5 protein-coding genes are annotated in these 13,136 nt (G+C 43.2%); 1 reads left to right on the plus strand and 4 read right to left on the minus strand.

What is annotated here, in order from left to right; genetic code table 11:
• Nucleotides 1–34 precede the first annotated feature (34 nt).
• Nucleotides 35–1,468 carry a sensor histidine kinase gene (locus HDE68_RS12425; protein WP_183882344.1) on the plus strand — a complete coding sequence of 478 codons (1,434 nt, stop codon included), beginning with the start codon at nt 35–37 and terminating at the stop codon, nt 1,466–1,468.
• A gap of 1 nt (nt 1,469) precedes the next feature.
• On the opposite strand, the gene HDE68_RS12430 is transcribed toward HDE68_RS12425, so the two are convergent.
• From HDE68_RS12430 to HDE68_RS12445, 4 genes are read right to left on the minus strand one after another with little or no spacing between them, the layout of a single operon-like run.
• Nucleotides 1,470–2,381 carry a PorP/SprF family type IX secretion system membrane protein gene (locus tag HDE68_RS12430; protein WP_260171758.1) on the minus strand — a complete coding sequence of 304 codons (912 nt, stop codon included), beginning with the start codon at nt 2,379–2,381 and terminating at the stop codon, nt 1,470–1,472.
• Nucleotides 2,382–2,395: 14 nt separating this feature from the next.
• Nucleotides 2,396–3,157, minus strand: coding sequence for a gliding motility-associated C-terminal domain-containing protein (locus tag HDE68_RS12435; RefSeq protein WP_183882346.1), 762 nt, complete (start codon nt 3,155–3,157; stop codon nt 2,396–2,398).
• 25 nt (nt 3,158–3,182) lie between these two features.
• Entirely contained in the window at nt 3,183–4,622 is a 1,440-nt protein-coding gene (locus tag HDE68_RS12440) for a redoxin domain-containing protein (protein WP_183882348.1), read from the minus strand.
• Between the two features lie 49 nt (nt 4,623–4,671).
• Nucleotides 4,672–13,125 (minus strand): hypothetical protein, encoded by an 8,454-nt coding sequence (locus HDE68_RS12445; protein WP_183882350.1) that lies wholly within the window; start codon nt 13,123–13,125, stop codon nt 4,672–4,674.
• Nucleotides 13,126–13,136 lie beyond the last annotated feature (11 nt).

Below are 13,136 nucleotides of genomic sequence, written 5' to 3' on the forward strand. Positions count from 1 at the left end.
AGGTATTGCTGTTCACCCTTAATGCTTTAATCCTATGAAGCCTGACACCCGGAACCAACTCCAGCACATATACAGCAGAAGAACAGTACAGCTCCTAATCCTGGTTATTTTCGGTGCAGTTCTCATTAATGGTATTTTCTTTTTCCATCTGATCAAGCAGAATAAAGATAGCTTAATCAAAAGAGAGCAAAATGAGAAGGCGATGCTGCTTATCCGCAGAATTCTGGGAAACATGAAAGATGCCGATCTCGGAGAACGGGGTTATATCCTGACTGGCAGAAAAAAGTATATGCTTCCCTATACCAGGGCCATTGATGTAGTCAATGAAAATCAGCAGAAGCTGACCACCCACATCAAAAGAAATTTCACTACAGCCAATATAGATGATATCAATTTATTGAATAAGGCTATTGCAGCGAAACGTGCAGAACTGGAAAGAACTATCCAGTTAAAAATCCAGCACAAAGATGAAGAGGTCATAGAAGAGATTAACTCTGATATCGGAGAGAATCAAATGAATAAGATCAGGGAGGTAAGTAATGCTATGCTCGGTGATTACTATGAGAATATCAAAACAGAAGACCAGAAAGTAGCTAAAACATTAACAAGGACAAAGATCAGTCTCTTATTTTTCAGCTCTATAGTGATCGTGGTTATTGCGATCATGAACTACAAATTAATGAAACGTCAGAAAAGAATTACTGACTTGTTTGATGTGCTGGAGCAGCAAAACTCCAGACTGATCATCCATCAGCAGGAACTGAGAACTTTGAGTGAAAATTTTTCTGCCAGAAACTCAGAGCTGGAACACTTTACACATATTATTTCACACGATCTCAGGGGGCCTTTAAATAATATCCTTGCCCTGACCAGGATTCTGGAAGATCAGGAAGACTCCAAAGTAAATGATCCTGCTTTTAAAATGTTAAAGAATGTCTCAACCGGATTATTTCATAAACTGGATGACTTGATTATCTTATTAAAAGAGAGGAAAAACGGGTTATTGCTGAAAGAAACAGTTATCTTTTCTGAACTGCTGGAAGAAGTTCAAACGAACCACAGGATACAGATAGAAAACTCAGGGACATTTATAGAGGCCGATTTCAGTGAATCTGATGAGGTACCTTTTGTCAAAATATATATGCAAAGTATCCTGCAAAATTTAATCACCAATGCGATTAAATACCGCGATCCTGAACGCAAAAATCACATCAGACTGAAAACCTCTAAAAAAGAAAACACGGTACAATTAACGATTGCAGATAATGGAAAGGGAATTGATATGGATAAATATGGCAGCGAGATATTCGGTCTGTTCAAAACCTTCCATACCGAACAGGACAGCCATGGAATCGGCTTATACCTGGTCAAAAAGCAGACCCTTGAAATGGGGGGAGATATTACCATACAAAGCGAAACTGGTGTGGGAACAACTTTTACGATCGTTATTCCCACCAGGTCCATTTAGTTTATCTCCTTTGATCTTTTAACAGGTTAATCTTAAGATTGATCTCAAAATCACCTCCGGTACGCTGACGCTCTCCTGCCAGCTGACTTGTATAAAATCCCTGGATAAAAAAGTTCTCATAATTTAACCCTACCCCAAATGTAGAGCTCTTATCACTATGGTACATACCAAGAAAAGAAATCAGGTTATTTTGCATTTTAAGGTTCGTTCCGATATCCCAGATATTATCGATATCCTTCGCTCCCCTGAAACTGATTTTTGGTTCGATAGATACCACATCAAGCGTAGTCCCTATTTTATAGGACATGGCAACAAGATAAGTAGATCCGTCAACGGTATTCATCTGATCCTTTTTAAAGAACTTTTTCAGATTAGGCAATGCACCCTGTAAGGTCAGCCGTTCTGTAGTATAAGCCATCCCAAAATCTCCATCCACATAGCTTTTACGCTGATTATATTTAGCAGCTGCAATATCATCCGGAGTGGCAATGATACTCTGTTCATCCAGACGTTCTTTCATAGCGCCAAGCGAGATCCCAAAATGCAGTGCTGTATTATCCAAATTCAGCGGTAAGTGGTAAGCATAGGTTCCCATCACACGTGTACGGCCAATCAATCCTGCCTTATCATTGTATACATTAAAACCAACACCTACTTTATCCAGTACACGATAGTCGCCACTGACAGCCATTGTCACCGGAGAACCAGGTATAGCCCTCCATTGGTTCCGGTAACTCATATTGATATTCATGCCCTCATCCATCCCCGCAAAAGCCGGGTTACTGATATACTGGTTCTCATAATACTGCGTTCCGAGCGGCCTTATTTGTGCGCAGGTCTGCTGCATACCTATGCATACACAGCCTATCATCAAAACCATCAGCAGCACTTTTTGAAGTATAAATTTTATCATCTCTTATTTATAAATTATTGTTCTTTCACTATCGTAATAAACCCTGTTTTCTTAGCTTTTCCTGAATCGAAATAAAGGATATAGTAATAAGTATCCTCTGGTAAAGGATTACCATTAAATTGTCCGTCCCAGGTATTGTCATAGCCAATTTTAGAAAACACAACCCTTCCTTCCCTGTCGAAAATCTTCAGCTCATTGTTTGGGTACTGAAGTATATTTTTAACTATCCAGACATCATTGACCCCATCTCCATTAGGTGTAATCATGTTATTCGCTTCTATGTCTTTATACATGACAGTACTGGACGAGATCATGCTCACTGCATTCAAATCAGCAAAAACAATAGGTTTAGTAAAGAGCTGTCCAACGTAATGCTCCTTTTCGGAAGAAACACTCTCCTGAACCAGCGTATAATCCTTATAATTAGTACTGGTTACTTTAGAATGCGCTAATACCAGATCTTTTGCTTCATTCCCGTTCAACTCGATATCCTGAAAACTTAGCGCAACTTCTCCTTCAAAGGTGACAGGTTTGCTAAATCTGTACATCCGCTGAATACTATTGAATCTTGGCCAGATTACAACAGCAGGGCTCATCATGACTTTAAGGTTGTTCAAACCCCAGTCTTTAGCAGGTACAAGCGTTAATCCGTCAGTACTGAATACCGTCCCGTTTTGAATAAACAAGCCGTCAGAACCTACGCTAAGCTGTGCCTTTAAAGACTGGCTGCCAAATAACAGCAGACCTGCGGCAATGGATACAATTATCTTTTTCATCTTATCTATTATTTATACCTGAAGATTATTTCATAGCTGCCTGAAGCTGTTCTATAGTTTCTGGCTGGGCAACAATTTTATTGGTCTTTGCATCTACCAGAATCAATGTTGGAGTGGATAACACGAAATATGCACTTGCTTCCGGGCTCCTGATTCCCTGTTCCGCTCTTTTATGTTTGAAAGCAGGCAGGTTAACTTTTGCTTTTTCCCATGCAGGGATCTCGGTTTCTGTCTCATCCAGGCTAATCGCAAATACATCCATCATCTCTCTGTTTGCAACTTGCTGATACCAGGGATGCAGTTTATCGAGCAGTTCTTTACAATGCTGGCATTCTGCCGACCAGAACAGGACTAACTTGTATTTGGCCTCAGTTTTAAACTGATGAAACTGCACTGATTTACCAGAACTCAGCGTCCAGCTAAAATCAGGGGCAACAGATCCGTTAACCAATGTTTCCATGCCTTTAAGTCTTTGTTCAATTGCTTTTCTTTTGGCTGTCAGGCAAAGCGGGTCATTCAGATAAGGCTCCAGCATTTTAATTCCTGCAGTCATATTGAAACTTTCAAAACCGTTATAGAAATAGTCTACCATCCATCCGTAAACTAAAGGGTGACCTTTACGGGCCTGCTCAATTGCTCTCTTTCCTGCCAGTGTAAACAGGGAATCACGCAGCTGCACAGTCGTAGACATTGCCCCATAAATATTTACGTATTTATCCATCCAGTCTTTGATATCGGCAGTTTTTAGCACAAGCGGGTTCTTGAAATCCATTCCATCAAAATAGTGTTCAATGACACTATTCATCCTGTCGGTTTCTGTTCCTTTCCATAAAATCGGAGAGACGTACTGGAAGGCAAAACCATTGCTGATAAACGTAGATTTATGCTGTTCGGTCTGCGATTTTATCCAGCTGTTATAAGTCAGTCTTCTTTGTTCATATTCTTTAGTGCCCAAAGTGAAAAATGCAGATTCCGGCTGATCATAGTTCATCAGGAAGTTTTGCAATAAGCCTAATTGTTCTCTCTTTTTTCCATTCTCTTTAGCGAAAGCAACAAATAAAGTATTCTCTATTTCACCCTTTTGAAAATAAGTACTGTCCGGATGGTTGATTGCTTTAGGCCGTACCCATAACTCCAGGTTTTGCTGATTAATAAAGATGTGCCTTTCTGAAGGATAAGGATTGCTGGTATCTTTTTCCTGATAGTCGAAACGTAAAACAAACTCAGCAGGAAGCTGTGCTTTAGGAATCTGCAGCACCGCTGTTTCTCCGCTTTTAATGCCTGGGTTTTCGGCTATGGTTTTCAGAGAAGATCCTGAGATAGATTGTAAAGTAATTTTACTTTTGGATACCCCTGATAAATGTATTTTCAGACTCACATCCTGTCCATTCGCACTGATTCCAAGCAGGCATAAAAATGCAATGGATAAAGGCCGCACTGCGTTTTTAAATTGGTTCTTGATCATTTATATATTTATTATTTAATTATTATTCTTATTTAATTGTTACTGTTTATTAATCCCGGATACAACGAACCGGCATCGCATAAGCCTTAGCTGAAGAATACATACTGGCAGTTGACCCATTGATATAAGGATAGCGTGCATTATCTCCATCCTGCGTATTTGACCAGTAATTAATCTGACCGCCAAAAGCACTTTTCGCTGCCGTACTATTGAGCAGGTGACCCGCAGCATGCAGTTTTAATTCGGTAGCATACCCGCTATTTAAAGTCGCAAATCCATTAGACGGTGCAACCAGGTTCGTATATTCTGTTGCTGTTGGAATTCTCCAGCCTCCGCCAAGCATTAATGCACAAGGATCATTAGCTGGCTTCCAGTCTGAGTTCTCTGAAATAGATCCGATCCACGGCGTATTTGGAGTCCGGACACCATTTATAGATTTGAAGCCCTGTACTTTATTAAACTGCCAGTACCAGCCTGCTGCACCATCTGTAAGGTCAACAGCCGAAGCAGCTTCATTATCTGCCCCTAAATCTTGTGTAATCCAGCATTTGGCTGCCCCGGAAAGTATAGAGCTTACAGCATGGTAAGTCACTGTTTTAGTCTCCGGTGAGCCGTTTATGCCGGCTGTATGTGTCACCACAAAAGCTGGCGGGCAAATTCTAAAGTTCAATGCCTCTTTACTATAACCGGTTCCTAAACTATTAGTAGCGAAAGCCCTGATATAATAAGAAGAACTCTCATTTAAACCTGTCAACTGCCCTGTCATTGCACCCGTTCCGGCTCCGGTATGAACCACCTGATCTGCTAAAGTAGGATTTCCGGTTGTATTCCAGACAAAACCTCTGTCCGTTACTTCCTTACCGCCGCTATTGCCTACATTTGTCTGCGCCACTGCCGAATTAGCGGTCATTGTTACTGCTGGCACAACAACTTTCGCTACCGAAGGCACACTATAGGTTAGCCCATCACGAACACAGCGCAGCGGGAATCCATAAGTTTTCTGAATAGGCTGTGTAGTGGGCCCGCCACCGGTGGTAAAGTAAGTGAAGTTCACAGAGCCTGCATCTCTGGAGGTACCTGAATAATAATTACCCTGACTCCCCCTATTCACCAGCCCACCAGAAATGTAATTAATTAATCCTGCGGCATGTATTTTCAGCACAGACGCAAAAATATCTGCCGGGCCCTTCCAGCCTTTATACGCGTTATTCCATTCTGTTTCTGTAGGGATTCTCCAGCCGGTTGACAATAACTGAGCACATGGATCATTGTCTAAACTCCAGTCAACTGTTTCGCTGGTTGCTACCGGCCAGGTGCTTGCAGGTGTACGGGCTCCCTGCGCATCCATTTTGTAACCTTGTAAACGGTTAAACTGCCAGTACCAGCCTGATGAAGATTCCGTACCATCTGCTAATGCCGATGCTTGTGTATCAGCCCCCAGATTTTGGGTAATCCAGCATCTGGCCGCACCAGAAATCTCAGTACTTATTGAATGATAAGTTACTGTTTTGGTAACTGGCGCACCGCTCAAGCCTGCAATATGAGTTACAGTAAATTCTGCAGGACAGATTTTAAAGCTGATTACCTTCGGACTATATCCTGTACCGGCACTGCTTGTGGCATAAGCAGTAATATAATAAGTTGGCCCTTCGGCCAGATTTTTTAACACTTCATTAAAACTGCCCGTTCCGGCCCCTATAGTAATTACATTACCCGATTCCAAAGTAGGGTTTCCCGTCGTATTCCAGATTAATCCACGGGCAGTAACTCCGGCACCTCCATCAAAAGTAATTTCAGCTGTTCCTCTGGCGGTAGTCTGTGTCATTTCTGAAAGTGTAACCAGGCTCACTACAGGTGGGATCTGAGGTGTATTAAAGGTTTCCAGCTGACCATAACCTGTACCAATACTATTGGTTGCATAAGCCCTGGTATAGTATTTAGTACCTACTGCTAAAGGGCTCAGGTTACTGATGAAAACTCCGGTTCCCGTACCATTTAAGGTTTTTGTCGTCAGGCTGACCAGTGGGTCTGTTTTAGTATCCCAAACCACGCCTCTGGCAGTTACCGCAGCACCATTATCGGCTATAACTTCGCCTCCGCTCACAGCCGAAGTTGTCAGGATAGCTGTTGCAGGTGTAGTTTTCAGCGTTGGGACATCAAAGGTGGTAAAGTTCTCCTGGTTACCATAACCCGTACCCACACTATTGGTAGCATAAGCTCTGACATAGTATTTCGTTCCTTTGGTTAAACCGGTCATACTGCTGGTGAAAGCTGCAGCCCCTGCCCCGTTTACTGTTTTGAACAAGCCATCCACCGTTGGGTTTTCAGTAGTGCCCCAGCAGATTCCTTTTGCAGTTACCGGAACTCCACCATCATTGCTGATCATACCTCCTGAATTTGCAGAATTCTGGGTAATTGCGCCTGGTTTAGTCGTGATCAGACTGGCCAGGGCAGGCGTGGTTAAAACTACTGATTTAGCACTGTAACCTGTCCCTATACTGTTTTTACCGTATGCCCATACAAAATATTTAGTTGCAGGCAGTAAATTAGTCAGCGTTCCGCTGATTGAAGTTCCCGCAGCACCAACAGACAGGCTGTTGGTAAAATCTACAGGAATTATATCTTCTGTATTCCAGATCAGACCAAGATCAGTAATCGCAGCACCGCCATCAAAAACTAAATTAGCAAGACCATCTGCACTACTTATTTTTGCATTTGAAATAACCACATTACTCAAAGCAGGTACAATTGCAGGAGTAGTAAAAGTCAGTTCATTACCATAAGCAGTGCCAACACTATTAGTCGCAAAAGAGCGGATATAATAGGTTGTACCTGGAATTAATCCGGCAAATACATTGCTAAACGCCCCTGTACCTGCGGTACCATTAATAATCTTAGTTGGCAGGGCGATAGTTGGCGAACTGGTTAAGCTCCATACAAGCCCCCTGGTGACTACCGGCATTCCACCATCGTCTATAACATTTCCACCACCCATTGCCGAGAATCCTTCTATAGCACTTACCGGCGCAGTAGTTAAGGCTGGCAGGGCAACTGGGTTTGTCTGGATAATGATTGGACTTCCATAAGTAATCCCGACACTATTGGTCGCATAGGCTCTTACATAATAAGTAGTTTTCGGTTTTAAACCGGTCAGGTTTGCGGTAAAACTTCCTATTCCCTGCGTAAGCAGATCAACGGTTTTAGTAGGCAGATCTACCGTAGGGTTATCATAAGTACTCCATACAATTCCACGACTGGTAATTGGTGTGCGGCCATCATCAGTAATCTTACCACCGCTGACTGCTGTCGTCGCCAGAATATTTGTAGCCGGGGTAGTTGCCGTTAAAGTCGGAACGGTCAAGGTGGTCAATGATTTTTCCAGACCATAAGCAACCCCAATACCATTGACCGCATAGGCCCTGACATAGTAAGTGGTATTTTGTTGCAAACCGCTCAGATAACTCGTGAAATTTCCATCTCCATAGTCCAGATCACTGGTTTTGGTGATCAAAGAGATTGTCGGATTCTGTGAGGTGTCCCAGACGATACCACGTTTGGTAATCAATGCCCCGCCATCTTTGACTATCTCACCGCCACTTGCAGCAGTTGAACCTGTAATTGCGGTTACAATAGTTGTATTCAGCACTGGCGAAGTAGGAAAAATAGCAACGGTGAGCTGATTCCCATAGGCAGTTCCAGCACTATTGGTCGCATAGGCCCGAATATAATAAGTCGCACTTCTTTCCATGCGGTTAATGTCACTGATAAAATTCCCGATACCGCTTCCGTCAACAGTTTTATTATTGACAACAGTATCTGGTTTAAAATTAGCTCTCCTGCTCCATAACAGACCACGGGCAGTCACTGGGTTTCCTCCATCACTGGTAATCGTTCCACCGCTGCTGATCGAATTTTCTGAAGTTACCACAGGGTCATTTGTCGTAATACTTGCTAAAAGCGGCCCGGTAGTAAAACTGATTTCATTGCCGTAAGCTGTACCAATCTGGTTTACTGCATAGGCTCTGACATAATATTTAGTAACCGGTTTCAATGCATTTAAGGAACTGGTAAAAACCCCTGCTCCCCCGTCACTTGTTTTAGTTGAAAGACCGATAACCGGACCAGGGCTGGTACTCCAGCAGATCCCTTGCACCAGGATTGGCGTACCACCAGTCTGACTGATAATGCCACCACTTAAAGCAGTGGTTCCGGTCACTGAAGAAGCTTCAATCGTAGTCAAAACTGCAAGGTCCGGGGTAGTAAAACTGACCTCATTTCCATATTCAGTACCTACACTGTTGGAGGCATAAGCACGTACATAATAAGTATTGCCCGGAGATAAAGCAGTGAGCTGCCCCGTAAACTGACCAATACCAGAACCTGTCTGAACTGTTTTATTCGCAGTTACCGCAACCGGATTAAAACCAGGCCGGGTACTCCAGACTATACCACGCGTATTTGCAACCGCGCCCCCTTCGTCAGTAATCACCCCACCGCTCAAAGCAGTTGTACCTGTAATTTGCGAAGCGGCCACTGTAGTGAGCAAACTTAATCCCGCAGGGTAAGTCGTCAAACTAACCTGCTGCCCGTAAGCGATACCGGCCATTGTGGCTGCATAAGCCCTGATATAATATTTAGTATCTGGTTTAAGGTCTTTTAACTGGCTGTCAAAACTTCCGGGACCCACCCCGTTACTGGTCACATTCCCGGTAGTGGCATCCGGAACAAAATTGGCTATAGTACTCCAGACAACGCCTCTTCCGATAACAGGAGAGCCTCCGCTACTGGTAACTGTTCCGCCTGTAACAGCCGAAGTATTGCCTACCAGCGAAGGAGAATTTGTGGTTAAAACCGCAAAATCAGGGGTAGTAAAACTAATTACATCTCCATAAGAAGTTCCGGCTATACTGACCGCATAGGCACATACATAATAGGTAGTTCCAGGAATCAGTTTTTTCAGATAACTGGTAAAAATACCTTTCTCATAACCCGTATCTGCGGTTCTGTTTTTAGTAACCGTATCCGGTTTAAAATCAGAATAAATACTCCATACAATCCCCCTGGTGCTAACCAGTGCCCCGCCATTGCTGGTAATTTCTCCACCCGAAGATGCCGTAGTTGCAGTGATATCAGTTCCTCTGGTCGTGATAATCGTAATTGGAACAGGTGGTTTGGTGGTCAGGCTATCCAGATTTCCATATCCTGTACCCGCAAAATTTGTCGCAAAGGCGCGTATATAATAAGTAGTAGAACCCATCAGGTCTTTCAATGCTGCAGTAAAATTACCGGAACCTGAACCTGAAATTACATTTTCATCGGCCAGTGTTGGGTTTTTAGAAGTACTCCAGCAAATACCATTACTTGAGATATAGTTCCCGCCATTGGTGATGATACTGCCGCCACTGGTTGCAGATGTACTTGTGATCGTTGCCGGAATTGGTGTTAATGTAGTTAATGAAGGGACATTCGGTGTTCTCAGAACAATCTCGTTACCAAAAACCAGGCCTGCAGCATTAACCGCATAAGCACGTACATAATAAGTAGTACCGGGCAATAAACCTTTCAGTTCACTGGTAAAATCCCCTGTGTTTTTCTGAATTGTTTTCTGCTTTGTTGCCGTGTCGGGCCGGAATCCTGAGATCGTACTCCATACAATTCCATTAACCGTGAATAATGCACCTCCGTTACTGATTACTTTTGCCCCGCCAGATGCGCTGGTCCCGGTAATCTCTGTAGCTTCCAATGTTCTGATCACAGGGATGACAGGTGGCCCGGTAGTAAAGCTAATCTCATTTCCATAGGCGGTACCAGCATTGTTAACCGCATAGGCGCGCACATAATAAACTGTGTTACCCAATAACCCTGACACGGTATGAATAAAAGTCCCTATCCCTGTTCCGCTTTCAGTTTTTGTTGCTAAATCTGTGGTTGGATTTGGTACAGTACTCCAGATGATCCCGCTTTTAGTTACTTTATCACCTCCATCACTAAAAATATCTCCTCCGCTTACCGCTGCTGTACTGCTCACGCTACTTGCTGTTGTTGTAATCAATGAAGGGATAGTAAATGTTTTAAAAATCTCCTGTTCTCCAAATACCACCCCTACACTGTTAACTGCATAGGCTCTTACATAATAAGTTTTATTGGGTGCCAGTCCTGTGATTGTACTATTGAATTTTCCTTCCCCGCCTGCTTCCTGTGTTTTGGTGGACATCGAAAGACTGGGGTTAAAATCAGCCGTTAAACTCCAAACCACACCCCTTAGATTAATTTCAGCACCTCCGGTTTCTGTGACCTCACCACCGCCGGTAGCATTAGCGCCTAAAGTTGCCAGAACCGGCGAAGTCACGACTGTTGGTTTTTCTGGCGGCCCGGTTACAAAGGAAGTCATATGACCATAACTTATCCCTGCGTTATTAATCGCATAAGCTCTGATATAATATTTAGTGTTCCCCAGCAAACCTTTTATCCAGCTTACAAAAGTTCCGCTTCCTGCTCCGTTACTGGTATGCGCATCAGCTACTGAAGGATTATTTAATGTACTCCAGCAAACCCCACGGGTATGTACAGGCATTCTGCCATCATCAGTAATTTCACCACCACTGGTAGCCGATGTATTTTTAATCAGGGCAGCCGCAGTTGTACTCAATTGTGGCGGTTCAGGTGTTTTAAACAGGTATTCCTCTCCATAAGCAGTACCCATTGCATTAATCGCATAAGCCCTGACATAATATAGTGTACCAGGAATCAGCGACGTCATATAATTACGGAATAGCCCTTTGGCATTACCGGTTATATCCTGTTCTGCTTTGGTTGTCAAAACCGTAGTTGGGTTCGGAGCTGTACTCCAGCAAATTCCACGTTTGGTAATCGGTGCAACACCATTACTGGTGATATCCCCGCCGCCTGTAGCGATCCTTCCGTTATAGCCTTCAAAGGCACCATCCACATGGCTTGCCGCGTCATAATTGAAAGGGGTTACTGTTGTTAATGTTGGCAGAGAAGTGGTGATAAAACTAGATTCACTGCTAAAACTTGTACCAGCACTATTCTTTGCATAAGCCCTGACATAGTATAGCGTACCGGGTTTCAAACCGGTAATATTACAAATAAATGTTCCGATATCTGTAGCATTGACACCGGTCGAAGGACCATAAATGATGTTCACCCGGTCGGTGCTCCAGCTCATCCCGCGCTCGGTCACCATCTCTCCCCCATTGTTAATAATGGTCACTTCACTCACTGCAGAAACATCAGTAATATCTACGATTTTGATATTCGGAGAACTTAGTACCGGCGCTGTAGCTGCGGGAGTAGTAAACTGAAGCAGGTTGCCATAGGCTTTACCGATAATATTCACCGCATAGGCCCGTACATAGTAAGTTGTATTTTTTAACAGATCGACCAAACGGCTAGGAAAAGTTCCGACACCAGAACCATCAAGGGTAAACTCCGCACTTTCATCATCTTTTGGATCACCTGTTGTATTCCAGGTAATCCCGCGCACGGTTACCGGTGCACCGCCATCACTGTTAATAATCCCGCCGCTATTGGCCATGACAGGGAAGATATTATCTATGTCAAGGGTAATAATAGATGGCAGCGATGCCATAGCCGATGTAAAAGTTAAATCTTCACCATATATGATTCCTGAACTGTTTACTGCATAAGCACGCACATGATAAACTGTATTGGCTTGTAAGCCGGAGATTATTCCCGGAAAAAGACCGGTATCAGCTCCAAAAATCAGATTGCGGGTTTTAGTCTTCAAGGTGGTATCAGGATAGATGCTGGTACTCCAGCAAATTCCCTGCAAGGTTACTGCAGACCCACCATTACTTAGGATTTGTGCGCCACCTATTGCTGAAATGTTCGTAATTTTTGCAGGCAATATTGTGGCGATAACAGGCAAACAGCTGATATCTTTCCATTTCGTTCCATCGTAAAAACGGATCGTTTTAGCTACCGTATTGATATAAACAGCACCTGCCGATAAACCTAAAGGTGCCGGATTACTACCGAGTACAGGTAATTTGGCAATCTTTAATCCGCTATTGGTAGAGAAACCATTGTGCGGTTTGAAATTACTTTTTGCTACTAATTCAGCAACCGCATACCACGAATTCCCGTCATTGACCATCATCGTCTTTTCGGTCTGAGAGAAATAAACTCCTCCAGGGTTGATCGTACCTGCAGGCTCTTGTTTTAAAGCAGGTAAGTATGGGATTCCTGTTTTTACCTCCAGATAATCTTTAATGGTATTCGTATTGATATTACTGCTGCACAAAGTTTCCCATCCCGATCCGTTATAAATCATCGGCTGTTTATCCGGTTTACTATAAATCAACATACCCGGTAAAGGTGCAGTGACAGTTACCGGATCAATTGCAGGAAGATGAGGGATACCACCGATGACCCTAAAAAATGCCTGTGCCGAAACTGAAACAGTTCCGGCAAGCATCAGGATACATAAAAGATTTATCGCGTGGTAAAATGTCTTCAATTTTATTCTTA

This window comes from Pedobacter cryoconitis (genome assembly GCF_014200605.1).
Lineage (GTDB): Bacteria > Bacteroidota > Bacteroidia > Sphingobacteriales > Sphingobacteriaceae > Pedobacter > Pedobacter cryoconitis_B.

Bases quoted from the DNA above. Each gene is read 5' to 3' on its own strand.
- HDE68_RS12425 (WP_183882344.1), top strand. From the start codon at position 35: ATGAAGCCTGACACCCGGAACCAACTCCAGCACATATACAGCAGAAGA.
- HDE68_RS12430 (WP_260171758.1), bottom strand. From the start codon at position 2,381: ATGATAAAATTTATACTTCAAAAAGTGCTGCTGATGGTTTTGATGATA.
- HDE68_RS12435 (WP_183882346.1), bottom strand. From the start codon at position 3,157: ATGAAAAAGATAATTGTATCCATTGCCGCAGGTCTGCTGTTATTTGGC.
- HDE68_RS12440 (WP_183882348.1), bottom strand. From the start codon at position 4,622: ATGATCAAGAACCAATTTAAAAACGCAGTGCGGCCTTTATCCATTGCA.